Source organism: Roseimarinus sediminis (assembly GCF_050433125.1).
GTDB classification, from domain to species: Bacteria; Bacteroidota; Bacteroidia; order Bacteroidales; family Prolixibacteraceae; genus Roseimarinus; species Roseimarinus sediminis.
The window spans coordinates 122,222-145,858 of sequence record NZ_JBNPXV010000010.1 but is presented as its reverse complement, the minus strand read 5'-3'; the positions used below and the strand labels follow the sequence as shown (position 1 = coordinate 145,858).

At 45.5% G+C, this 23,637-nt stretch carries 21 protein-coding genes; 19 read left to right on the top strand and 2 right to left on the bottom strand.

Annotated features, from left to right (window positions below; translation table 11 throughout):
- Nucleotide 1: 1 nt before the first annotated feature.
- From FHS86_RS13860 to FHS86_RS13810, 11 genes are all read left to right on the top strand, one after another.
- Nucleotides 2-1,459: a UDP-N-acetylmuramoyl-L-alanyl-D-glutamate--2,6-diaminopimelate ligase gene (locus tag FHS86_RS13860; RefSeq protein ID WP_429414775.1), complete on the top strand. Its 1,458-nt coding sequence runs from the start codon at nt 2-4 to the stop codon at nt 1,457-1,459.
- Between the two features lie 10 nt (nt 1,460-1,469).
- Nucleotides 1,470-2,723, top strand: coding sequence for a phospho-N-acetylmuramoyl-pentapeptide-transferase (gene mraY, locus FHS86_RS13855; RefSeq protein ID WP_429414772.1), 1,254 nt, complete (start codon nt 1,470-1,472; stop codon nt 2,721-2,723).
- Complete coding sequence (gene murD / locus FHS86_RS13850) at nt 2,724-4,064, top strand: UDP-N-acetylmuramoyl-L-alanine--D-glutamate ligase (RefSeq protein ID WP_429414769.1); 1,341 nt, start codon at nt 2,724-2,726, stop codon at nt 4,062-4,064.
- A 17-nt stretch (nt 4,065-4,081) separates the two neighbouring features.
- A complete protein-coding gene (locus FHS86_RS13845; RefSeq protein ID WP_429414767.1) occupies nt 4,082-5,293 on the top strand; it encodes an FtsW/RodA/SpoVE family cell cycle protein in 1,212 nt (403 codons plus the stop codon).
- Between the two features lie 52 nt (nt 5,294-5,345).
- Complete coding sequence (gene murG, locus FHS86_RS13840; RefSeq protein ID WP_429414764.1) at nt 5,346-6,452, top strand: undecaprenyldiphospho-muramoylpentapeptide beta-N-acetylglucosaminyltransferase; 1,107 nt, start codon at nt 5,346-5,348, stop codon at nt 6,450-6,452.
- On the top strand, nt 6,449-7,840 hold the full coding sequence (murC, locus tag FHS86_RS13835) for a UDP-N-acetylmuramate--L-alanine ligase (protein WP_429414761.1): 1,392 nt from the start codon (nt 6,449-6,451) through the stop codon (nt 7,838-7,840). Before murG ends, murC begins: the two co-directional genes overlap by 4 nt.
- Nucleotides 7,837-8,589, top strand: coding sequence for a cell division protein FtsQ/DivIB (locus FHS86_RS13830; RefSeq protein WP_429414758.1), 753 nt, complete (start codon nt 7,837-7,839; stop codon nt 8,587-8,589). Before murC ends, FHS86_RS13830 begins: the two co-directional genes overlap by 4 nt.
- Before the next feature lie 31 nt (nt 8,590-8,620).
- Nucleotides 8,621-9,892 carry a cell division protein FtsA gene (gene ftsA / locus FHS86_RS13825; RefSeq protein ID WP_429414755.1) on the top strand — a complete coding sequence of 424 codons (1,272 nt, stop codon included), beginning with the start codon at nt 8,621-8,623 and terminating at the stop codon, nt 9,890-9,892.
- A 12-nt stretch (nt 9,893-9,904) separates the two neighbouring features.
- The gene (gene ftsZ, locus FHS86_RS13820; protein WP_429414752.1) at nt 9,905-11,143 is read left to right on the top strand and encodes a cell division protein FtsZ; all 1,239 of its coding nucleotides are present in this window, start codon (nt 9,905-9,907) and stop codon (nt 11,141-11,143) included.
- A gap of 92 nt (nt 11,144-11,235) precedes the next feature.
- Nucleotides 11,236-12,660, top strand: coding sequence for a cell division protein FtsZ (gene ftsZ / locus FHS86_RS13815; RefSeq protein WP_429414749.1), 1,425 nt, complete (start codon nt 11,236-11,238; stop codon nt 12,658-12,660).
- Between the two features lie 63 nt (nt 12,661-12,723).
- A complete protein-coding gene (locus tag FHS86_RS13810) occupies nt 12,724-13,173 on the top strand; it encodes a GatB/YqeY domain-containing protein (protein ID WP_429414747.1) in 450 nt (149 codons plus the stop codon).
- A gap of 121 nt (nt 13,174-13,294) precedes the next feature.
- On the opposite strand, the gene FHS86_RS13805 is transcribed toward FHS86_RS13810, so the two are convergent.
- Together FHS86_RS13805 and FHS86_RS13800 are read right to left on the bottom strand one after the other, a co-directional pair.
- Entirely contained in the window at nt 13,295-14,431 is a 1,137-nt protein-coding gene (locus FHS86_RS13805) for a BT_3928 family protein (RefSeq protein WP_429414745.1), read from the bottom strand.
- Between the two features lie 58 nt (nt 14,432-14,489).
- Entirely contained in the window at nt 14,490-15,035 is a 546-nt protein-coding gene (locus FHS86_RS13800; RefSeq protein ID WP_429414743.1) for a DUF1599 domain-containing protein, read from the bottom strand.
- A gap of 104 nt (nt 15,036-15,139) precedes the next feature.
- Between FHS86_RS13800 and folP the strand changes: the two genes are divergently transcribed.
- The 8 genes from folP (at nt 15,140) to FHS86_RS13760 (ending at nt 23,622) form a co-directional block, all read left to right on the top strand.
- Nucleotides 15,140-16,018: a dihydropteroate synthase gene (gene folP / locus FHS86_RS13795; protein WP_429414741.1), complete on the top strand. Its 879-nt coding sequence runs from the start codon at nt 15,140-15,142 to the stop codon at nt 16,016-16,018.
- A complete protein-coding gene (gene cdaA / locus FHS86_RS13790; protein ID WP_429414738.1) occupies nt 16,018-16,800 on the top strand; it encodes a diadenylate cyclase CdaA in 783 nt (260 codons plus the stop codon). The genes folP and cdaA overlap by 1 nt, the downstream gene beginning before the upstream one ends.
- An 8-nt stretch (nt 16,801-16,808) precedes the next feature.
- The gene (locus FHS86_RS13785; RefSeq protein WP_429414735.1) at nt 16,809-17,897 is read left to right on the top strand and encodes a mechanosensitive ion channel family protein; all 1,089 of its coding nucleotides are present in this window, start codon (nt 16,809-16,811) and stop codon (nt 17,895-17,897) included.
- A gap of 119 nt (nt 17,898-18,016) precedes the next feature.
- Nucleotides 18,017-19,237 carry an efflux RND transporter periplasmic adaptor subunit gene (locus tag FHS86_RS13780; RefSeq protein WP_429414732.1) on the top strand — a complete coding sequence of 407 codons (1,221 nt, stop codon included), beginning with the start codon at nt 18,017-18,019 and terminating at the stop codon, nt 19,235-19,237.
- Nucleotides 19,238-19,252: 15 nt separating this feature from the next.
- A complete protein-coding gene (locus tag FHS86_RS13775; protein ID WP_429414730.1) occupies nt 19,253-20,485 on the top strand; it encodes an efflux RND transporter periplasmic adaptor subunit in 1,233 nt (410 codons plus the stop codon).
- On the top strand, nt 20,478-21,683 hold the full coding sequence (locus FHS86_RS13770) for an efflux RND transporter periplasmic adaptor subunit (RefSeq protein WP_429414727.1): 1,206 nt from the start codon (nt 20,478-20,480) through the stop codon (nt 21,681-21,683). Before FHS86_RS13775 ends, FHS86_RS13770 begins: the two co-directional genes overlap by 8 nt.
- 1 nt (nt 21,684) lies before the next feature.
- Nucleotides 21,685-22,923, top strand: coding sequence for an ABC transporter permease (locus tag FHS86_RS13765; RefSeq protein WP_429414725.1), 1,239 nt, complete (start codon nt 21,685-21,687; stop codon nt 22,921-22,923).
- Between the two features lie 15 nt (nt 22,924-22,938).
- The gene (locus FHS86_RS13760) at nt 22,939-23,622 is read left to right on the top strand and encodes an ABC transporter ATP-binding protein (protein ID WP_429414722.1); all 684 of its coding nucleotides are present in this window, start codon (nt 22,939-22,941) and stop codon (nt 23,620-23,622) included.
- Nucleotides 23,623-23,637: the final 15 nt, after the last annotated feature.

The window sequence follows — 23,637 nt, the reverse complement described above, 5'->3', positions numbered from 1 at the left end:
AATGATGATTTTAGAACAGCTAATCAGTGGTGTCGATGCCATTGAAATTGCCGGTACTTCCAGATTGGATATTTCCGGTTTGGCATTCGACTCAAGAGAGGTGAAAAACGGAACGCTGTTTTTTGCCATCAGGGGAAGTCATGTCGACGGGCATCAGTTTATCGATGCTGCCATCGCGAAGGGTGCTGTAGCCGTAGTAGCCGAAGAGCGGCCCGAAAGCCTGAAACAGGGGATTACCTTCATTCAGGTTAAAAGTAGTGCCCGTGCACTGGGACTGGTGGCTTCGGCTTTTTATGGAAACCCATCGCAACAGCTTAAATTGGTGGGTGTTACCGGCACCAATGGAAAAACGACCATCGTCTCCCTGCTGCATCGGCTGGTCATACAGTCAGGTTTTAGGGCAGGACTGATTTCCACCATCGATTACCGGATCAACGACGAGGTATTGCCATCGACGCACACAACCCCCGATCAGTTGACACTCAACCGCCTTATGCGCCAGATGGTCGATGCCGGATGTGACTACTGTTTTATGGAGGTCAGTTCGCATGCCATCGATCAGCATCGGATTGCAGGACTCGATTTCGACGGTGCCATCTTTACCAATATTACACACGATCACCTCGATTATCACCAAACTTTCAGTGCATACATCAAAGCAAAAAAGCAGTTTTTTGATGAGTTGAAACCCGAAGCGTTCGCATTAACCAATGTTGACGATAAAAACGGGCAGGTCATGTTGCAGAATACGAGGGCAAGAAAAAAAACCTATTCGCTGCGGACCATGGCCGATTATACCAATAAACTGTTAGAGCCTCATTTCGATGGCACGCTGATGAATATTGACGGAAGTGAAGTGTGGACTCATTTTGTAGGGCGTTTCAATGGCTACAATTTATTGGCGGTTTATGCCGCCGCGCGCCTGCTTCAATTTGAAAAGGAAGAGGTGCTGGTTGAAATGAGCAAGCTAAAGCCGGTGGCCGGGCGTTTTGAGGTGCTTCGTTCAGGTACCGGTGTTTATGCTGTGATTGATTATGCGCATACTCCCGATGCACTCGAAAATGTATTGTCAACCATCGACGAAATCAGAACCAACAACGAACAGTTGATTTGTGTGGTAGGTGCAGGTGGCGATCGTGACAAAACCAAGCGCCCCGAAATGGCGGCCATTGCCTGTAAGTACAGCAATAAAATCATTCTTACTTCCGACAACCCGCGTACCGAAGATCCTGAAGCAATTTTGAATGATATGCAACAAGGCGTTGACCCGGTCAATGCCAAAAATACGCTGGTGATTGTGAATCGCAGGGAGGCCATTAAAACGGCCGTGATGCTTGCTCATTCAGGCGACATTATTCTGGTAGCCGGTAAAGGCCACGAAGATTATCAGGAAGTGAATGGCGTGAAGCATCACTTTGATGATAAGGAAGAAATAGCAAACGCATTCGGTTTAATTTAAAAGAAAAGAAATGTTGTATCATCTATACGAATTGATTGATCATTGGGATATTCCAGGACTCGGAATTTTACAATACATCTCCTTTCGTGCAGCAGCTTCGGTGTTGCTCTCACTCATTATTACCATGATTTTTGGTAAGAAGATCATTCGTTTGCTTCAACGTAAACAAATTGGCGAGGTAGTACGCGACCTGGGGCTTGAAGGTCAGCTACAGAAAAAAGGAACTCCAACCATGGGGGGGCTGATCATTATCACTTCCATATTAATTCCTACCTTCCTATTTGCCCGGCTCGATAATATTTACATCTGGCTGATGGTAATCACCACCGTTTGGTTGGGCTTGATTGGTTTTATCGACGATTACATCAAGGTATTTCGCAAGGATAAGGAGGGACTGGCCGGTAAATTTAAAATACTGGGACAGGTTTCCCTCGGCCTTATTGTGGCAGGAACACTTTACCTGAGCGATGACGTGGTGGTTCGGGAGAAAATGAAGAACGACGAAGGAAATGTAATTACCGAAGTGCAGATCGATCACGAAACCGGGGAGCAGGTAGTGCGTTACCGTACCCGCGATGTAAAGTCGACCATCACCACCATCCCCTTTGTGAAAAACCAGGAATTTAATTACAAGCGGCTGGTGTCGTGGTTGCCCGAAACAATGCAAAATTGGGCTGTATGGCTGCTGTATGCCATCATCATCATTTTTATTATCACAGCAGTTTCCAACTCGACCAACCTCACTGACGGACTCGACGGGCTGGCAGCCGGTACCACTGCAATAAGCGGGGTAACTTTAGGAATTCTTGCTTATGTGAGCGGTCACATTGTGTTGTCCGACTACCTGAACATTATGTACATCCCCAATATTGGCGAACTGTCGGTGTTTGTAGCGGCCTTTATCGGAGCTACGGTGGGCTTTTTGTGGTACAATGCCTTTCCTGCCCAGGTTTTTATGGGCGATACCGGAAGCCTCGCACTTGGTGGAATTCTGGCAGTTTTTGCCATCATTATCCGGAAGGAAATTATGATTCCGATTTTTTGCGGCATCTTTTTCGTCGAAAGTGTTTCGGTGATTCTGCAGGTGAGCTGGTTCAAACATACGAAGCGAAAATACGGTGAAGGACGTCGTGTTTTACTCATGGCGCCCCTGCATCATCATTTTCAGAAGAAAGGCTACCACGAAGCAAAAATTGTAACGCGTTTCTGGATTGTGGCCATCTTGTTGGCCATCATCAGTATTGTAACGCTGAAAGTACGATAAATGAAAAAACGACTGGTCATACTGGGTGCCGGAGAAAGCGGCGTTGGAGCTGCTATTTTGGGCAAAGCCCGCGATTACGAGGTATGGGTTTCCGATAAGGGAAGCATTCGTCCCGATTATCGCAATGAGCTGTTAAAACACGAGCTGGCTTTTGAAGAAGGGTTGCATAGCCACGAAAAAATAATGAATGCCGACCTGATTGTGAAAAGTCCGGGCATCCCTGATAATATTCCGCTGATTCAACAAATCAAAGAGAAGCATATCAAGGTGATCTCCGAGATCGAATTTGCATCATGGTTTACATCGGCTGTTATCATCGGGATTACCGGCAGCAATGGAAAAACCACCACCACACTGATGGTTTACGACCTGTTGAAACGGGCAGGCATCAAAGCCGGGCTGGCCGGGAATGTGGGAAGAAGCTTTGCACGCCAGGTGGCTCTTGAGAATTTTACCCATTATGTGATAGAACTGAGCAGCTTTCAACTCGATGGCATGTTTGATTTCAGGGCACACATTGCCGTTTTAATGAACATTACCCCCGACCACCTCGATCGCTACGATTACAACATGCAAAAGTACATTGATTCGAAATTTAGAATCATTCAGAATCAAACGGGCGACGATGTTTTCATTTATTTTCAGGATGATGAAAATATTTCAAGAGAGGTGAAGTCGCGTGTAATACCATCAAGGAAGATTCCATTCTCGCTCGGTCAACTGGATATCGAGGAAGGTGCATGGGCCCGTGATGGACAAATTAGCGTTAATTACAACGAAAACAAATTCGATATGTCGATTTACGATTTAGCCCTTCAGGGCAGGCACAATACCTGTAATTCAATGGCAGCAGCCATTGTTGGCAAGGTGGCAGGAATCAGAAATGCTTACATCCGTGATTGTCTGAGTGGATTTTCCGGGGTGGAACATCGCCTGGAGAAATACCTGACGGTACATGGTATCGAATTCATCAACGATTCAAAAGCAACCAATATCAATTCAAGCTGGTATGCACTTGAATCGATGACACGACCATGTATCTGGATTGTTGGCGGGATCGACAAGGGAAACAATTATGAGGAACTGGCCGATTTGGTGAAAAATAAGGTGAAAGCCATCGTTTGTCTTGGAAAAGATAATACACGTATTCTGGCTGCGTTTAAAAATATTGTTCCCGATATTTTTGAAACTGAAAGCATGGAACATGCTGTTAAGTCGGCCTACTTTGTGGCCGAAAAGGGTGATGTAGTGCTGTTGTCACCAGCATGTGCCAGTTTCGATCTTTTTGAAAACTATGAAGATCGTGGACGACAGTTTAAGGAGGCCGTACGTAATTTATAAGAAAAGAAAGGCTCAATATGAATAAAATTTTCAAATTATTAAAAGGAGACCGGGGAATATGGATGGTACTTATTCTGTTATCGCTGTTTTCGCTTTTGGTAGTTTACAGCTCAACCGGATCGCTGGCTTATCGCAAGATGGGAGGAGATACTTTTTTCTACCTGCTGAAACAGCTTTTAATGCTTGGAGTTGGTTTTGGAATCATTACAGGCGTTGTGAACTGGATGCCGGTAAAATACCTTTCAATTTTTTCGCCCATCCTGCTGGGGCTTTCTTTTATTCTCATTGTAACGGCGCTTGTGCTGAATGTTGGGGGAGAAGCTACGGGTCGTACATTCAGCCTGGGCCCTATCAGCTTCCAGCCTGCCGAGTTGGCGAAAATATCACTGGTGTTGTTTGTATCGCGCTTGCTGGCCAATCATCAGGACAAAGATCATCAACCTTCGCGAAAGACCTTTCTTGTCATAATTGGTGTTAGCGGGCTCATTTGTGCGGCAATTTCAATGGCTAACTTTTCAACGGCAGCATTGCTGTTTGTTACCATCATGGTGCTGATGTTTGTTGGACGCGTTCCGTTCAAATTTCTACTTGCAACAGTAGGTGCCGGCGTAGCCCTGGTGGCGCTCATATATTTTCTTGCCCCCCACGTTAATGTGGGTCGTTTCGACACCGTAAAAGGACGGATTGATCGTTTTGTTAAAGGCGATCCCAATTCAGAAATAGGAATGACCCAGGCTGATTATGCCGAAATGGCTATTTATCGGGGTGGCCAGCTGGGTTCAGGACCTGGAGGAAGTGAAGTGAGGAACCACATGGCCGCAGCATATAACGACTTTATTTTTGCCATTCTGGTTGAAGAATATGGATGGCTTAGTTTTCTGGTCGTTTTGGCCTACGTCATTTTTGCAAGTCGTGCAGCCATTATTATCAATCAAAGCAAACGCACCTTTCCTGCCTTCATGGTGGCCGGTTTATCTACCATGCTGGTTTTACAGGCAATGATTAATATGGGGGTTTCGGTAGGCTTGTTGCCCGTAACAGGCCAAACACTGCCATGGGTCAGTATGGGGGGAACATCAACCCTGTTTACTGCTTTTGCCATTGGTTGTATCCTTAGGGTGAGCTATCAAAACAAGCAGGAAGCAGCCGATACCAGGGCCGTGGACGATGTCGAAAGCGAATTGCCTGATGAAGATCAGGCTTTTGCCGAAGTGGGTGCAGTGAATTGATCTACTGATACAATTGAATAAAACAGAATCGCATTGAAATAAAATATTAAAAGTGACAAAATTAAAAATCATAATCAGCGGTGGTGGAACCGGAGGTCATATCTTCCCGGCCATTTCAATTGCAAACGAACTCAAAAACATAATGCCCGATTGTGAGATTCTTTTCGTGGGTGCTTTGGGGCGGATGGAAATGGAGCGGGTACCAGCTGCCGGCTATCGCATCGTTGGTTTACCGGTAATGGGATTTCCACGCAAACCGGGGATTAAAACCCTCCAGTTCTTTTTCAAACTGGCTGAAAGTTTGCGTAGTGCGCATCGCTTGATTAAGCAATTCAAACCCGATGTTGTGGTAGGTGTAGGCGGTTATGCCAGCGGACCCGTGTTGCGGGTGGCAACCCAAAGAAAGATTCCGGCGGTTATTCAGGAGCAAAATTCCTATGCCGGAATTACCAACCGTCTATTGGCGGCAAAAGTTGATAAAGTATGTGTAGCTTATGAGGGAATGGAACGTTTTTTTCCGGCCGGAAAAATCGTCTACACCGGAAATCCTGTACGACGAGATTTGCACGAAGCGTTAAGCGACAAGGCAGGCGCCTGTTCTCATTTTGGAATTGACCCGCAGCGCAGGGTGCTTTTGGTCGTTGGCGGCAGTCTGGGAGCCCGTACGCTTAACAACTGCATGCTCGATGCGCTTCCTTTGTTGGCGCAGAATGACGTGGAGGTAATATGGCAAACCGGTAGTTTCTATTATCAAAAAGTTATGGAACAAACGGCTTCGATGAAACTGCCCAATGTTCACATTCATCAATTTTTGTCACGAATGGATCTGGCCTATGCAGCCGCCGATTTGGTGATATCGCGGGCAGGTGCAGGAACCATATCCGAATTATGCCTGGTGAAGAAACCCACCATTCTGGTGCCTTCGCCCAATGTGGCCGAGGATCATCAAACACGCAACGCGCTGGCACTTGCCGAACGGAATGCAGCCGTGCTGATCAGTGATCATGAGGCAACAGACAGGCTCATTAAAGAGGCTTTGCAACTGATTGAGCAGCCTGAAGATTTGCAACAATTGTCCCAAAATATAGCTGAACTGGCTAAACCCAATGCAGCAAAAGATATAGCTCAAATTGTAATCGACAGCTCCAAACGAAGATGATTGACTTTAATAACATATCAAATCTGTATTTCCTTGGCATTGGCGGCATTGGCATGAGCGCCATGGCCCGCTATGCTGCTGCAACAGGTAAAAATGTGGCCGGATATGACCTGACGGCCACAAGTCTCACGCGGCAACTTGAAAGCGAAGGAATTGCTGTTCATTACGAAGACGATATCAATCAATTTCCAGATAATTTCAAATCAATCAATTCGCTGGTGGTTCGTACGCCTGCAGTTCCCGATTCGCTTAACGAACTACAGGTGCTGAAAAGCAGGAATTACCAGATCGTTAAGCGAAGTGAATTACTGGGGTTCCTCACCGGCTCCCGCTTTTGCATTGCCGTTGCAGGAACCCACGGTAAGACTTCTGTGTCGACCATGATTGCTTACCTCTTGCATGAAACCGGTTTCGATATGGGCGCCTTTCTTGGCGGCATATCGCGCAATTTCAACTCAAACATGGTTTTGCCACTTAATGAAGAAAGCATGGTGGTTACCGAAGCCGATGAATTCGATCGTTCTTTTCTTCATCTGCATCCTTCAATCAGCGTGCTTACTTCACTCGAAGCAGATCATCTCGACATTTATGGTTCACTCGAATCGCTAAGGGAGGCTTTTTCATTGTTCATCGCCAATACCCGCAGCGAGGGAATCGTGCTCCTTAACAAGAGAGTGAACATGATGCATTATCTCCCGCAGGGAGTGAAGGGCTATACCTATTCAATCGACGAAGAAGCAGATTTTTGTATCCGTAACCTGAACATCATCAATGGTCATTTTATTTTCGACTTACAAACACCTTATCTGCTCATACATGATGTTCGTACCGGTTATCCTGGCCGGGTGAACCTCGAAAACATGGTGGGTGCAGCGGCTGCTGCCATGCTGGCAGGTGCCGATCCCATGGAAGTGAAAAAAGCGGTGCTTGGATACAAAGGGGTTGTCCGGCGTTTTGATGTCCGCTTCAGGAACGACAAAGTGGTTTATATCGACGATTATGCTCACCATCCAGGTGAATTGGATGCGACCATTCAGTCGGTGCGCGAACTTTACGGGGGTAAAAAGATACTGGGTGTTTTCCAGCCTCATTTGTACAGCCGTACACGCGACTTCTACAAAGGCTTTGCAAAAAGTCTCGACCTGCTCGATGAAGCCATTTTGCTCGATATTTATCCGGCGCGTGAAACCCCGCTTGAAGGAGTTAGTTCAACGATGATCTTCAATGAGATGAAGCTGGAAAAAAGAAGACTTTGTTCAATGGATCAGCTGCTTAAAGTGCTCAGAAAAAGCCATTACGATGTGTTGCTTACCATGGGAGCCGGAAATATCGATCACATGGTTGAGCCCCTGGTTCAAATGTTAAATCACAAATTTGAAAAGAAATGAAGCGCAATCTGATCATAAAAGCAAGTATGCTTCTGCTTATACTGGCCATCATCGTGGTTTCGCTCAGCTTCACTTCGGCCGAGCGGAAACACCTTTATTATTCGGGCATTGAGGTCAGGTTTAAAGAGGATTACCACTATGTTTCGGATGCTGAAATTGTAAGGCTTGTGAACAAGCATTTCGGGATTACCGATTCAACACGGCTTGATACGCTCAACACCGAATTAATAGAGCAGAAGGTTGAAAGTATGGCCTGGGTAAAAAATGCGGAGGTTTTTAAAGGTTACGCAAGCCATGATTCGATGAATTACACTGGCGGGCTTAAAATTATGATCGAACAGGAACTTCCTGTATTACGTGTTGTTGATGGAGCCAATGGTTATTACGTAAATGAAACAGGCAAACAACTGCCACTGTCCGATTATCATACCGGCAATGTACTGGTATTTACCGGACACATTAGTCAGGAACTGCTTGCCAGTCAGCTTTTGCCACTGGTAAAGTACCTGCGCAATGATCCTTTTCTTTCGGCACTGATTCAACAGATTGATGTCCGTCGTAATGGAGAACTGATTATGATACCACGAATTGGTGAGCATCAGATTCTTTTTGGAGATGCAAGCAACATCGAAACGAAGTTCGGTAACCTGCTTGCCGTATATAAAAAAGGGATCGCGTCCAAAGGATGGGATCGCTACCATACAATAAATCTGAAATTTAATAATCAGGTGGTTTGTACACTGAAATAAAGCAGTAAAGTAAAATTAAATACCCCTAATGATGAGTGAAGGAAATATTTTTGCATCAGTCGATATTGGAACAAACACGATTATTTGCCTCATTGGTCGTGATGGTGAAAATAATAAGCTGAATGTTGTAGGGCATTCAATTGTGGCTTCAGCCGGAGTGCGACGTGGCGCAGTACTCAATATTGAAGAGGCTGTGGCCGCCGTACAAAAAGCAGTTGAAAAAGCCTCCGCTCAGCTCGACGTTAAGGTAAGCAGGTTGTATGTAAATGTTGCCGGACAGCATTTGCACACCATCGGGCGCCAACTGAGCAAATCGATCGATACGGGGAAGATCATCTCGCGTGCCGACATTGAATTGCTGTGTAACGAAGCAAAAGCAACTCCTCTCGATGATGGAGAAATGGTTTATCATGTGATCAACCAGTCGTACAATGTCGATGGAGAGGCCGGCATTCGCAATCCCATTGGAATTTCAGGTTCCGAATTACTGGCCGAATACCGTATAGTTAGCGGACCGGCAAGTTATTACAAGGCCTTGAAATTAAGTCTTGAAAAAGCTGGATTTGAGATGGTGAAATACATCGTCAATCCAATTGCTGCTGCCGATGCCGTGCTTACCGACGACGAAAAGGAAGCAGGTACTGTTTTGGTCGACCTTGGAGCCGGAACAACATCTGTTGCTGTTTATTACGATAATGTGCTGCGTCACCTGGCCATTATACCCTTTGGTGGAAATGTGGTTACCAACGACATCCGCGAGGGCTGCTCCATTGTGATGCGACAGGCCGAATCGCTGAAAGTGCAGTATGGGTCGGCAATGGGCGAGCATGCTCCCGAGAACAAGGTGGTTACCATTCCTGGCATCAGTGGCTGGGAACCCAAGGAAATATCATTTAAGAGCCTGGCCTACATCATACAGGCACGTATGGAAGAAATTGTCGAAAGTGTTTATTACCAGATTGAAAAAAGCGGCTGTGCCGACCGTTTGGGTGCAGGCATTGTAATTACCGGTGGTGGTGCACGCCTTCATGCTTTGCGTCAGCTTTTCCTGTTTAAAACAGGCATGGATGTGAGGGTTGGAAAACCAATTAACGGAATTCTTTCTGAAAACGAAAAGGTAATCGATAATCCTCAATATGCAACAGCTTTTGGTTTGCTGAAAAAAGCGCTTAGCAATTCAAAAGCCCAAAATGATGAATTGATTGCCAAAAAGCGAAATAAAAGGCCCAGACCCAATTATGGCGAGGCATTTATTCAAAAGTTATCATTCTTCTTTAACGAAGATCAGGATGCAGAATTTTAAAACCCTACAGTTATGGCTGAAGAGTTACTCAATTTTAAAAATGAATCAAACAGCGTTGCCCAGATCAAAGTGATTGGTGTTGGTGGCGGAGGTGGTAATGCTGTAAACTACATGTACCGTAAAGGAATCAGCGATGTGGGCTTTGTATTGTGCAATACCGATGCACAGGCACTCGAAAACAGTCCGGTTCCCGTTAAAGTACAGTTGGGCGACAGTTTAACCGAAGGTCGTGGTGCCGGCAACATGCCCGAACTGGGCCGAGAAGCGGCCGAAGAAAGTGAGGATGAAATCATCAGCTTGCTCGAAAATACGACCGACATGGTTTTCATTACTGCCTGTCTGGGCGGAGGAACCGGAACCGGCGCAGCTCCTGTTATTGCCCGTATCTGTCACGAACTGAAGATTCTGACCATTGCGGTAGTGACGGTTCCGGCACAAGCCGAAGGACGTAAACGATACCAGCAGGCGCTCGAAGGTCTTGATCTGATTAAACCATACGTCGATAGTTTGCTGGTAATCAATAATGAAAAAATAAGAACCATTTACGGAAACCTGCCGGCATCGCAGGCCTTTGCCAAAGCCGACGAAATACTTGCAACGGCAGTAAAAGGAGTGGCCGAAATCATTACCCTGCATGGCAGCATCAACATCGATTTTGCCGATGTCAGTACGGTGATGAGCGGAAGCAAGGTTTTCATTATGGGCACCGGAATTGCCGAAGGTGAAGGTCGTTCGTTCAGCGCAGTGGAGCGGGCACTCGAATCGCCCCTGCTCGACAGCAACGACATATTTGGGACCAACGAGATATTGCTCAATATTACTTCGGGAACGGATGAGATTACCATTGGAGAAATTGGAGAAATCATCGAATACCTTCAGGAAAAAGCAGGTTCGGAAGCCAATATTATATGGGGAAACGGCTACGATGAAACGCTGGGTCAACAAATCAGTGTGACCATCATTGCCACCGGATTTAAAACCAATCCTTCATCCATTCTTCAGCAACAGGAGACAGCTCCTGAAGAAAAAATTGAACTCGAAACCAACGATGCCGACATCTTTCCTGATGATGATGCACTGGTTGAAGAAGCAGGAGAGAAGAAGCAAACAAGCCCTGAGCCATCGATGCAGGATGAAGCAACGAATAAAAACCCGATACGAAAACAAAACAACAAAAAGCTGAAAAAGGAAAACTGGCTGAAACGACAGCTCGATCTCTTTTTTGAAGAGAAAAGTGCTGATCTCGATTAAGTCTGATCCATACAGTGGTTTCGTTCCCCGTGAATACTGCTGTTAAAGGCCAAACCGGTGAATGCCGGTGTAAACCCATTAAAAGAATGAGTATGGAAAGCGATATTATGACAAATTTTGAAGTGCCCGAGAACGAAGGTGGCATTATTAAAGTGATAGGAGTTGGAGGAGGTGGAAGCAATGCGGTAAATCACATGAGCCGTCGCGGTATCAAAGATGTCGACTTCATGGTGTGTAATACCGATGCACAGGCTTTGAGCAACAGTCCGGTACTGAACCGCGTTCAGCTGGGCTCATCGCTTACCGAGGGCCGTGGTGCCGGCAACAAGCCTGAAGTAGGTCGCAGGGCTGCACAGGAAAACATCGAAGATGTACAAAAAGCCATTGGTGAACGAACCAAAATGGTATTTATCACTGCAGGTATGGGGGGTGGAACAGGAACCGGAGCGGGCCCTGTAATTGCCGAAGCCTGTCGTGAACTCGATTTGCTCACCGTGGGCATCGTTACGCTTCCGTTTCGGAACGAAGGTAGGCGGCGAATTCAACAGGCCATCGAAGGGATCCAGGAAATGGAGCGCCATGTCGATTCCCTGCTGGTCATCAATAACGAGAAAATTCGAGAAATGTACGGCGACTTCAAAATTTCGGAAGCCTTTGCCCGTGCCGACGATGTGCTGGCAACTGCGGCCAAGGGCATTGCCGAAATCATTACGGTACATGGTTACATCAACGTCGATTTTGCCGATGTCGAAACGGTGATGAGGCAAAGCGGGGTTGCCCTGATGGGATCGGCCCGTGCTTCGGGTGAAAACCGTGCCATCGAAGCAGTTGAGGAAGCACTCAACTCACCACTATTGAACAACAACAACATTAAGGGTGCGCGCAACATCCTGCTCAATGTAACCTCGGGTGGCGACGAAATCACCATGGACGAGATTGGCCAGATTACCGATTTTGTTCAGGCCCGGGCCGGATACGATGCCGACCTCATCTGGGGCAATGGTGCTGATGAAACCCTGGGTGATGAAATTAGTGTAACCATTGTGGCCACCGGCTTTAGCACCAGTTCGATTCCTGAAGTGCTGGCCAATAAAAAGGTAGAGAAAACCTATCATACGCTCGATGACCGTAAAGGTGTTTCCTCTGAAAGCCAGGCGGCCAAAAGGCCAATAAGCACATCAGGAAAACCGAATGCCATACAGGAATCAATTCATTTTCAAAATGAACGGCCTGCCGACGATTTTGATTCACTCTATCGTAATGTGCATACTCCTGCTACCCATCCGCTTGAGGAACAAACTGCACGCAAGGTAGAATTCAACATCGATTTTACGGGTACCGACGAAGAGGAAATCGAAAACCTTGAAAAGATCCCTGCCTACAAGCGCAGGCAAATTAATATGAAGAACAATCAGAAAGCAGAGAAGAAAGTTTCAAAATACTCGCTTTCGAACGACGAAAACAACGAAATATTTCTGAGCGACAACAACAGTTATTTGCACGACAATGTCGATTAAATAGATAAACCGTCTTGTTTTCAGAACAATTAATACCATACCAACACTAAAAGGAGATACATTATGGCACTTTTTGAGGATATCAGCAACGGAATTAAGGAGGCGATGAAAGCCAAAGATAAGGTGAAGCTTGAAGCACTCCGAGGAATTAAGAAAGTAATGCTCGAAGCCCGTTCAGCCAACGGTGCCGGCAGCGAACTAAGCGATGAAGAATCGTTAAAGATTATTGCCAAACTGGCAAAACAGGGGCGCGACTCAGCAGCCATTTATGAGCAACAGGGACGAAGCGACCTGGCTGAGGCTGAAATGGAGCAGGTAGCGGTTTTCGAAACCTTCCTGCCCGAAATGCTGTCCGACAGTGAACTTGAAAATGCGCTAAAGGCGATCATTGCAGAAACCGGGGCATCCGGTATGAAAGATATGGGAAAGGTGATGGGACTGGCCACCAAACAACTGGCTGGAAAAGCCGATGGCAGAGCCATCTCCGAAAAAGTTCGTTCACTGTTGCAATAACAAAAGTTGAGAAACTTTTGAGGTAGCGCTGCCGGTTTCCGGTGGCGCTTTTTTTAGTTACCATTTGCCTGTTTGATCGATGAAATTTGCCTGCTTTGCTTAGGCATTCATAAGTTCTGTATTATTCATCATCTGACGAAAGCTGTTTTTTGACTGTATCAAACTCAGGCAAATCTTTCCAGTGCCATTTGTTCAGAATGGTGCCTTCCTGCAATAACAGCACTCCCGGATTGGATCGGATCATTGTTTTCAGGGTAATTTCATCACAAAAGAAAAACTCGTAAGGTACCTGGTACGCTGCTTTGAATTCTTCAATTTTATCACGTGTCGAAGCAGTTAAACATATAAAATTCATCCCTTCACGCTTAGCATTTTCAGCCAGCTCATTCAGTTTTTCCTGTTTCTTTGTGCTGCTGTCATCCAGATTATAGGCAACTACAATGAAGGTATAAGCGGGATCGAGCAGAAAGAAATCGCTAACATCTTCACCAAATTCATTTTCGATGGTAAAGTTGGTAATGGGTGGGTGATATCCTTCTTTTACAAGAATCGACCTTGAATCGACATATTCCCAGTTGATTGTATCCTGCCAGGGATAATTGCTTTCGTCGAATTCTTTTTCAACACCGCTTTGTTTGTTTCGGTAAATAAACTCGGTATTGTATTCATCGGCCGGCGCATCATCGGGGATCAGCATCCCTTCAGGAATATTGTTTCCTGTTTTGTAAGCCCTGAAATCTATCAACGGCAAATGATTGTAGGAGTGCATTTGTGCCCATCCGAAAAGAAGTAAGAACAGGATGAAATAAGCGTTCTGAAAATGAATGTTGTAATGATTTCTGATTTGGAATCGTTTCCTGAAGACAAGGACTGCAAGCAGGAGGAGGGCTATATTCTTGTAAAATGTTGCCCAGTTGCTGATCACCAGTGCATCGCCAAAACAGCCGCAATCGCTTACCGGATTGGTAATGGCCACCCAAAGGGTAATTGGGGTGAAAATTGTCATGTACAAAAGTACCAGCCACGAGAAAAACTTCATCCGGTAATTGAAAAGCAGGGCAATGCCGATGGCGTATTCGCTAAGCGACAGTAATATAGAAAGCACAAACGATAACTGGCTGGCCCAGCCCAAATGCATGGCATTGAAATAGTCGGTAAATTTATACATCGAACCAAGTGGGTCGATGCCTTTTACAAAACCTGAAAAAACAAAGGTAATACCCAGTAAAATTCGTGCAATTGTTATAATTACTTTCACGTTACAAAAGTTTTAAAAAGGTTTGTGTTTATCGTGGCAGTTGCCGCCCTGAGCTGTTTTATTCTGCTCCAAACTCGAATTTGATCATGGCAAAAACAGCATAATTAATCATGTCGAGATAATTGGCGTCGATTCCTTCCGAGATCAGGGTCGCTCCCTCATTGTCTTCGATTTGCTTGGTGCGTTTCAGTTTCATGAGTATTAAATCGGTATACGAACTGATACGCATGTTGCGCCATGCTTCGCCATAGTCGTGATTTTTACGCATCATCAGTTCTTTGGCTGTGCTAAGTTTCGAGAGATAGCGCTCCATGGTTTCTTCGGCCGACAAGTCTTCCTTCTCCGATGGTCCCAGTTCGAGTTGAATTAAAGCCATGGCACAGTAATTAATGATGCCGATGAATTCCGAACGAACATCTTCGTCAATTTGCTGGGTCTTTTTTTCCTCTATGCTTCTTATTCGCTGTGCCTTAATGTAAATCTGGTCGGTCATTGAACTGGTCCGTAGTATTCGCCAGGCAATACCGTAGTCTTTCATTTTTTGTTCGAATATCGAACGGCAAAGGGTAATTACATGATCGTATTGTTCGTTGGTTTTCTTCATTTCTTTTTTTCTTTGGCCAATAAAAGTAGAAAAATTTGAGAATATTGAAATTGAATTATTGTAGTTTTGTCTCAAAGCATCACTTCAACTGTTAATGCATTGATATGATAGTCAATCCGGCCGAGAAAAAATATTTTACCAAGAAACACACCATCAAATACAAGGGCGAACTGATCGATCTGACCCATCCTTTGGTCATGGGCATACTCAATGTTACCCCCGATTCGTTTTACGACGGTGGTTTGTACAACAGCATTGGGAGTGCAGTCGATCATGTGGGAGCGATGCTCGATGCAGGAGCCGGCATTATCGACATCGGAGCCTGTTCTACCCGCCCTGGAGCTGATTTGCTCACTGCCGAAATCGAAATTAAGCGACTGGTACCTGTGGTGCGGCAAATCAGAAAGCTTTATCCCGATATTCTTCTTTCGCTCGATACTTTTCGTTCGGAGGTAGCCCGAACCCTGGTGGAGGAGTTTGGCGATTTCATTATCAACGATATCTCAGGCGGAACGCTCGATAAGCGCATGTTTGAAACGGTTGCCGAACTGGGTGTGCCCTATGTTTTAATGCATACGCGGGGAAATCCGCAGAATATGCAAAACAAGGCTGACTACACAAATGTTACAAAAGAAGTGATTAAGGAACTCAGCAAAGGAGTATATCAGCTGCATCAGCTGGGTGTAAGCGATGTAATCATCGATCCGGGCTTTGGTTTTGCCAAAACAATCGATCACAATTACCAGCTTTTCAACCACCTCGATGCATTCAGGTTCTTTGAGCTGCCGGTATTAGTAGGTATTTCACGAAAATCGATGATTTGCCGGCTTTTGGAGCAAACGCCTGCCGAAAGTCTTAACGGAACCACGGTGTTAAATACCCTGGCCTTGCAGGCAGGCGCAAACATTCTCAGGGTTCACGACGTAAAAGCCGCTGCAGAAGCAGTGGCAATTGTGGAAAAAATTAAACAGTTTGCCGAATAATGATGGCCTTTATCCATATCCGCTTTCTCGATGTGCTCGACATTCTCATGGTGGCTTTCCTGTTGTATCGCCTGTATCTGGCGATTAAGGGAACAGCAGCTTTCAATATTTTCATGGGTATCTTCCTGTTTTATATTACCTGGATCATCGTGAAGGGATTAAAAATGGAACTTACAAGTACCATCATGGGGCAGGTAATGGCTGCGGGCGTATTGGCACTGGTGGTGGTTTTTCAACAGGAGATACGGAAGTTTTTCATGCTGATCGGATCCCGTTACAATTTGTTTAAGAAAGGCTTGTCGTTCGAAAATCTGTTTTCCTGGGAGCAACAACACATCGACAACGAACAGGTAAAGAAAATTGTAATGGCTGCTGAATTGATGGGGCGCTCAAAAACAGGGGCGCTCATTGTACTGACCAATACCGCACAACTGAATGAATATGTCGAAACGGGCGAACGAATCAATGCCGAGGTTTCGGTAGCACTGCTCGAATCGATATTCTATAAAAATTCGCCACTGCACGATGGTGCAGTGATTATTCAGGGCAAAAGTTTACTGGCTGCACGCTGTGTATTGCCCGTTACCAATAAGCGTATGCGTAATGCACAGTTGGGGCTTCGGCATCGGGCAGCCCTTGGAATGAGCATGGCAACCGACGCCCAGATTATTATTGTTTCGGAAGAAACCGGAAACATCTCGTATGCTTTCGATGGAAAACTGAAAGAAAACATCAATCCAATCGAACTGTCGCGACTACTCGAAGAAGCAACCCAAAAATGATTGAATAAATGGAAAGATTGCTACAATTATGGAACAGTAACCTGATACAAATGACCGATTTCAGACTCACCCTGGGGCAAACGGTCATCCTCGTGCTGGGAATCTTTGTCATTGGTTTAGTAAATATTCTGCTGCGACGTTTGATGAAGCGAAACCAGTGGTACAGCCAGATGAACCATCGGCTGAAACGCATCATCTCCCGCTCATTGAGCTATCTTATCTGGATCATTGGTATTATTGTTCTCCTTCGTCTTGAAAATGTGAATACCGGCGACTTCTTTTCTTATGTTATTTTTAAGGGTGAGAAATTGATACTAACCGTACAAAAGATTTTCATTTTTGTGGTTATTTTATTTGTCATCAGAATGATCGTTTTGATTGTCGATTACCTGATGAACCAAAAAATAAGCCGTGAAAATCTCGATGTCGGAAAAGGAAAATCGATTCTGCAAATCACCAAATACCTGATCTGGATCTTTGGAATACTGATTGCCATTGGCGCCCTGGGGCTGAAACTGACCTTCTTTATCGCTTCCCTTTCGGCCTTGTTGGTGGGTGTTGGTTTTGGTTTACAACACATTTTCAATGATTTTTTCTCTGGTGTCATTATTCTTTTCGATGGCTCAATTAAGGTAAACGATGTGGTGCAGGTTGGTGAAGTGGTTGGACAGGTGAAGGACATTGGTGTCAGAACTACCAAGGTACTGAATCGCGACAACATTATTCTTATAATACCTAACTCGAAACTCACAACCGATAATGTGATCAACTGGAGCCATCTCGATGAAAAAAGCCGCTTCAACGTTCCGGTGGGTGTTGCCTATGGTTCCGACGTACGGCTGGTTGAAAAACTCCTTCTCGATTGCGCCAGCGAATGTGATGAAATCGAAAAGACACCACCTCCTTTTGTTCGCTTTGAAGATTTTGGAGAGTCATCGCTCGATTTCAGGCTTTTTTTCTGGACTAATAATTCATTCTATGTTGAAAATACAAGAAGTAAGCTTCGTTTTGCCATCGATCAGAAGTTCAGAGAGAATAACATCACCATTCCTTTTCCTCAGCGTGATTTGCATATCTTAAACGACTACACAAAATAATACTGCTTTTTTAAACCATCAGGCGTTTTGTGCGTCAATGTTGAAGGTTTATCAGTTAATGAACAGTCTTTGGCATATTTATTGTTAAATAAATGGATGCCTTAAGCTAAAACAACAGAATGAAATTAAATAATAGCTACCATCTTCTTTTTTTATTCATCCTTTTCCTTTTTACTGCCTGCCAGAATAAGGGAGGCGAATCGGCACTTCATTTTGTTAGCAGTCCGGCTACCTTTAGTAGTCATTATGTGGCCGAAGGCCAGGTGAATGCCATCAGTACCTCGTTGATTAACTGTCCGCAGCAACTCAGTGGTACCGTGGTTTTCATTATTGAAGATGGCAGCAGGGTAAAACAGGGTGATACCGTTTGTGTTATTGAAAACCGGGAACTTGAAAACCGCTATGAAGAGATGCTTAGGCGCCTGGAGCAGTCAAAAGCACAATATGCCAAAGGGGTAGCCGACCTTGAAATGAATTTTGCATTGCTCGAGGCCCAGGTTGAAAGCAACGAAGCACAAACATCGATTACCAATCTCGATTCGGCTCAATTACAATATCTCACTACGCAGCAGCGACGTATCAAGGAATTAGAGCTGGAGCGGGCTGCTGTTGAAAAAGAAAAACTACAGAAAAAGTTACATTATCTCGAAATCATCAACCAGTCGGAATTGCGAAAACTCAAGATCAGGATTGAGCAGGACGAGATGCAGGTGGCTGAATTTAAAAAACTGCTTTCCGAACTGGTAATGATTGCTCCGCTTGATGGTGTTGCCATTCGGGCCGAACATCGCCGCGGTAATGAGAAGGTGAAGGAGGGAGATGAGGTATGGAATGGTATGACCCTGGTTGAAATTCCGGATGTTGAAAAAGTAAATGTACTCATGCAGGTTTCCGAGTCGGTATTTAAGCAAATTGAGGTAGGGGATACCATTGAATATACTTTCGATGCCATGCCTGGCAACCGGGCCTGGGGTAACATAGAAAAGAAAGCCCCAATCGGGCAAACGATACAAGGAAGCTCGAACGTTAAGGTTTTTGATATCACTGCCAGCATCGACAGTTTTCAAACCTTACCCGAAGTGGGCATTTCGGCCAATGCCAAAATAACTTTCGATTTACAGGAAAATAGCGTGGTGATACCACAGGTGTCACTTTTTGCTTTCGATTCCATTTCGGTGGTTTATGTGAAAGTGAAAAAAGGATACGAACGGAGGCAGGTAACAAAAGGCATCGAGTCGGCTACCGAGGTGGTCATACTCGATGGTTTGAAATTCAACGAAGTGTTGGCGCTTACCCATCCCTCGGAACAGGAGATAACAGAAACAGTAAGGCTTAAATAATAAAAACGAAAACGAATGAGGCAGTTGATCTACCTATTGTTGATAACCTTTTTATGGAGTTGCAATAACGCTGATAAAGCCCAGGTTCCTTTGGCCGAAGTTAGCAGAGGTACTTTTTATATCGATTTGTACGAAGAAGGAGAAATTGAGGCGACCCGCTCGGTCGATATCAATTCGCCCAACATATCGTGGCGCTACGGAATGCTGAAAATTACCCGGCTGGTAGAAGACGGAAGCGAAGTGGCTGCTGGCGATACCGTGGTGATTTTCGACCCCTCGGAAGTGCAGAAAGCCATTGTTGACTCCGAAGCCGAGTTGGAAATTAAAATGGCAGAACTGGAACAACTCAAGGCGCAACAGCAATCGACTATCGAAGAGCTGAAAGCCGATTTGGAAATAACCCGGATTTCACAGGAAATTTCGCGCATCGAGTTCGAATCGGCCAACTATGAAGCCGATATTCGCAAGAAAGAAATCGAACTGAACCTCGAAAGGGCTAACATTGCACTTGACCGCGCCCATGAACAACTCGAAAATCGCAAAAAGATTCAGGAAGAAGAACTGAAACAAAAGCTGCTCGATATTTCACAGTCCGAAGGTCGCCTGCGCGATGCAAGGGAAACGCTGGCCAATTTATTTCTGGTTTCTCCTTCGCCGGGTATTGCCATTATCAACCATAACTGGAGCAGTGGCAATAAATTCCAGGAAGGTGATCAGTGCTGGAGTGGTTATCCGCTCATCGAACTGCCCGATTTGAGTGAGCTGAAAGCAAGCATACAGATTAACGAAGTCGATATTTCAAAGGTGACGAAAGGGCTTCGTGCCGAAATAAAACCCGATGCCTTTTCCGATAGTGTATTTAGTGGTGAAGTGATCATGGTGGCCAATCTGGCAGTTAACAAGGAGCGTAATTCAAAAATTAAAGTGTTTCCGGTTGAAATACTGATTAATTCAAACAATAAAAACCTTTTACCCGGGCTCACCGTAAGTTGTCGTGTGATCGTCGACGAAATCGATGATGTGATTCATGTACCGGTCGATGCCGTATTTACCGAAGCCGGCAACAGTTTTGTTTACCTTAAAACAACTACCGGTTTTGAACGGAAAGAGATTGAAACCGGAGCAAGCAATACCGATTTTGTAATGATAAAAAGCGGTTTGAAGGAAGGACAAAAGGTTGCCCTGGTGAATCCGTTTGCCGAAGAAAGCGAAAATGAAGAGAATCAAAAGGAGGAAAGCGATGTTTAGAAGAACACCGATCGTATATCTGCTTCTGCTTCTGATAGTGCTTGTATCGTGCAGCACAAGCGAAGAACGCGGGCCGGTGGTGGTGCAGGGACCATTTCAGCAAACCATTACCGAAACGGGAGAACTGGCCGCAGTGAATGCAAAAACCTTTGTCATGCCACGCTTTGGACGTTACTGGTACGAGATGAAGATTATTGGTCTGCTCGAACATGGAACGGCCGTTAAAGCCGGTGACTCGCTCATCCAGTTTGATCCTTCGGAAATAAAGAAATTTATTATCGACCGGGAAACCAATCTTGAAACCCAACGGGCCAATCTCGAAAAAACAACGGTTGAAATTGAGAATCGCCGGAGCGACATCCGTTCAACACTAAGAAGCGAACAGGCGGCTTTCGATCTTAAGCAGCTGGGAATGGAACAATACAGGTTCGAATCTGACAAGGTGAAAAAGGTGAAGGAACTCGAATTTGAGCAGGCAAAAATCAGGCTTGAAAAAGCCCAAAAAAGTGCCCATTACAGCGAGATCATTGCTAAAAATCAGTTGCAAATCCAACAAATAAGGGTGAAGCGCATTGAAACGCAAATCGCCGATGCTTACGAAATACTGCCTACATTAACTGTTCATACACCTATTTCAGGAATTTTTCAGATTGCCACCAAGCGTCGTTCACGCGAAATGCTTCAGCTGGGTGATGAAGTTCGGATGGGAAACCGCCTGGGCGATGTACCCGATTTAACCTGGATGAAAGTGAACACGGTAGTTGATGAAGCTGATTTTCTGAAAGTTTTTAAAGGACAGGATGTGGAGGTTCGTCTCGATGCTTTACCCGATTTGACCTTTCAGGGCGAGGTGACCCAGGTGAGCAGACTTTGCCGCCCCATCGAATGGGGAGCCAGGCAAAAAGTGTTCGATGTGGAAGTAACACTCAAGGTGTCGGATGAACGACTAAAGCCCGGAATGACTGTTAGCTGTGAGTTTATTTGTGCCCGGCTCGACCAGGCCCTCAGTGTACCGCTTAACTGTGTCGAAACAGTAGATGGGAAAAGCTATGTCTATCTTAATAAGCCCGGTTCGAACCTCAAACTACAGGTTAAAACAGGCCCTTCGAACAATACCCACGTGGTGGTTGAAGGCAATATCGAAAAGGGGCAGCGTTTGGTGCCAATAAGTCAAACCGCCGAAAAACAGGAAAAATAATATGCAGTTTGAAGAAAACATACGGGTTGCCCTGCGCGGGCTGATCGAACATAAATTCAGGTCCTTTCTTACCATGCTCGGGATTATATTCGGTGTGGCCTCGGTAATTGCCATGCTGTCGATTGGCGAGGGAGCCAAACGTGAAGCCATTGCCAAATATCAGGACCTGGGCGTTAATAACATCATTGTACGCGAAAAGAATCTGAGCAGTCAGGAGCTGGAAGAAGTACGGGCCAAATTTTCTCAGGGGCTTTCAATGAGCGATGCCAATGCCATTGGCGAAATTGTTCCGGGAGTTGAAAAAGTAGCCCCGCAAGCTGAAAAGCAGTCTGAAGTGAAATTTGCCGACAAATCATCGAATTCGACACTCATAGGAATTACGCCCGAATTTATCGAAATCCTGAACTATGAAACGTCGCTTGGAAGTTTTATCGACGATCAGCACTACAACCGGGGAATGAAGGTTTGTGTGTTGGGTGCCGGCATAGCCCGAACCCTCTTTCAGGGCCGGGAACCACTGGGACAAATGGTCAAAATCGACGACCAGTGGCTTGAAGTGGTCGGGGTGATGAAGTCGAAAGCCCTCTTTACCGAAACCGTTGGCGAGCTGGCCTCACGCGATCTGAACAACGATGTGTATGTGCCCCTCACTACCTTTCATAAGCGTTTTGAGCCGGCAAGTGCCCTGGCCAGTGAACTAAAACAGATCACCATTAAAATTGAGAGTTCCGAAAGACTCATGGCAGCTGCAAAGCTGGTCGAAGAAATCGTGAACCGTCATCATTATAACAACGACGATTATTCCATTGTGATTCCCTATGAATTGCTGAAACAGGAAGAAAAGGAAAGGCGGATTTATAATATTCTTCTGGGCGCCATTGCAGCCATTTCGCTCATTGTGGGTGGAATTGGAATTATGAACATCATGCTGGCAACCGTCATGGAGCGTACCCGCGAAATTGGTATCCGGCGTGCCATTGGCGCACGAAAGTCCGACATCATGAGTCAGTTTGTGACCGAAGCCGTAGCCATCAGCATTACCGGAGGTATTATCGGCGTGGTACTCGGGGTAATGCTCTCGCTGGGCATCACCCTGTTTACCGATGTTACCACCTTTATCCGCATCTATTCGGTCATTGTGGCCTTTGGTTTTTCGGTACTTGTTGGAATCAGCTTTGGTTATTTGCCAGCAAAAAATGCTGCTAATCTGAAGCCTATCGAATCGATTCGTTACGAATAAATTGAGCAGAAAATTATGTTGATCGAAATAAAAAATTTGCAGAAAAATTATGTAATGGGAGAGATTGAAGTTCCTGCCCTGAAAAGCATTAATCTGTCCATTCGTAAAAATGAATATGTGGCCATCATGGGACCCTCAGGTTCGGGAAAATCAACACTGATGAACATTCTTGGCTGTCTCGATACGCCCAGTTCGGGCGCCTATCTTTTCAATCAGGTCGATGTGAGCAGTCTGGGCGACGATGAGCTCTCGGCTATGCGCAACCGCGAAATAGGATTCATCTTCCAGTCGTTTAACCTGTTGCCCCGGATGAGTTCGCTGCACAATGTGGAATTGCCGCTGATGTATGCCGGCGTTCCCAAACAGGAACGACGCGACCGGGCAGTGAGCGCGCTCGAAAGGGTGGGGCTTGCCCAGCGTATGGAACACAAACCTGTTGAATTAAGTGGCGGCCAGCGACAACGTGTGGCCATTGCCCGTGCCCTGGTTTCAAATCCTGGCATTCTGCTGGCCGACGAGCCTACAGGAGCCCTCGATTCAAAAACAGGAGAGGAAATCATGGAACTCTTCGACGAATTACATGCCGAAGGAAATACCATCATCCTCATTACCCATGAGAAGGAAATTGCCGAATATGCCCATCGGACCATCTTCCTGAAAGACGGTTTGATTTTTAGCGATGAACCCAACCAGAAATAAAGCCGATAAATTCTA

What these genes read in the sequence shown, in the direction of transcription:
- folP (WP_429414741.1), top strand. Translation starts at nt 15,140, where the DNA reads ATGATAGTCAATCCGGCCGAGAAAAAATATTTTACCAAGAAACACACC.
- FHS86_RS13765 (WP_429414725.1), top strand. Translation starts at nt 21,685, where the DNA reads ATGCAGTTTGAAGAAAACATACGGGTTGCCCTGCGCGGGCTGATCGAA.
- FHS86_RS13760 (WP_429414722.1), top strand. Translation starts at nt 22,939, where the DNA reads ATGTTGATCGAAATAAAAAATTTGCAGAAAAATTATGTAATGGGAGAG.
- FHS86_RS13770 (WP_429414727.1), top strand. Translation starts at nt 20,478, where the DNA reads ATGTTTAGAAGAACACCGATCGTATATCTGCTTCTGCTTCTGATAGTG.
- murC (WP_429414761.1), top strand. Translation starts at nt 6,449, where the DNA reads ATGATTGACTTTAATAACATATCAAATCTGTATTTCCTTGGCATTGGC.
- FHS86_RS13830 (WP_429414758.1), top strand. Translation starts at nt 7,837, where the DNA reads ATGAAGCGCAATCTGATCATAAAAGCAAGTATGCTTCTGCTTATACTG.
- FHS86_RS13780 (WP_429414732.1), top strand. Translation starts at nt 18,017, where the DNA reads ATGAAATTAAATAATAGCTACCATCTTCTTTTTTTATTCATCCTTTTC.
- mraY (WP_429414772.1), top strand. Translation starts at nt 1,470, where the DNA reads ATGTTGTATCATCTATACGAATTGATTGATCATTGGGATATTCCAGGA.
- FHS86_RS13845 (WP_429414767.1), top strand. Translation starts at nt 4,082, where the DNA reads ATGAATAAAATTTTCAAATTATTAAAAGGAGACCGGGGAATATGGATG.
- ftsZ (WP_429414749.1), top strand. Translation starts at nt 11,236, where the DNA reads ATGGAAAGCGATATTATGACAAATTTTGAAGTGCCCGAGAACGAAGGT.
- ftsZ (WP_429414752.1), top strand. Translation starts at nt 9,905, where the DNA reads ATGGCTGAAGAGTTACTCAATTTTAAAAATGAATCAAACAGCGTTGCC.
- cdaA (WP_429414738.1), top strand. Translation starts at nt 16,018, where the DNA reads ATGATGGCCTTTATCCATATCCGCTTTCTCGATGTGCTCGACATTCTC.
- FHS86_RS13800 (WP_429414743.1), bottom strand. Translation starts at nt 15,035, where the DNA reads ATGAAGAAAACCAACGAACAATACGATCATGTAATTACCCTTTGCCGT.
- FHS86_RS13775 (WP_429414730.1), top strand. Translation starts at nt 19,253, where the DNA reads ATGAGGCAGTTGATCTACCTATTGTTGATAACCTTTTTATGGAGTTGC.
- murD (WP_429414769.1), top strand. Translation starts at nt 2,724, where the DNA reads ATGAAAAAACGACTGGTCATACTGGGTGCCGGAGAAAGCGGCGTTGGA.
- FHS86_RS13860 (WP_429414775.1), top strand. Translation starts at nt 2, where the DNA reads ATGATGATTTTAGAACAGCTAATCAGTGGTGTCGATGCCATTGAAATT.
- FHS86_RS13785 (WP_429414735.1), top strand. Translation starts at nt 16,809, where the DNA reads ATGGAAAGATTGCTACAATTATGGAACAGTAACCTGATACAAATGACC.
- ftsA (WP_429414755.1), top strand. Translation starts at nt 8,621, where the DNA reads ATGAGTGAAGGAAATATTTTTGCATCAGTCGATATTGGAACAAACACG.
- FHS86_RS13810 (WP_429414747.1), top strand. Translation starts at nt 12,724, where the DNA reads ATGGCACTTTTTGAGGATATCAGCAACGGAATTAAGGAGGCGATGAAA.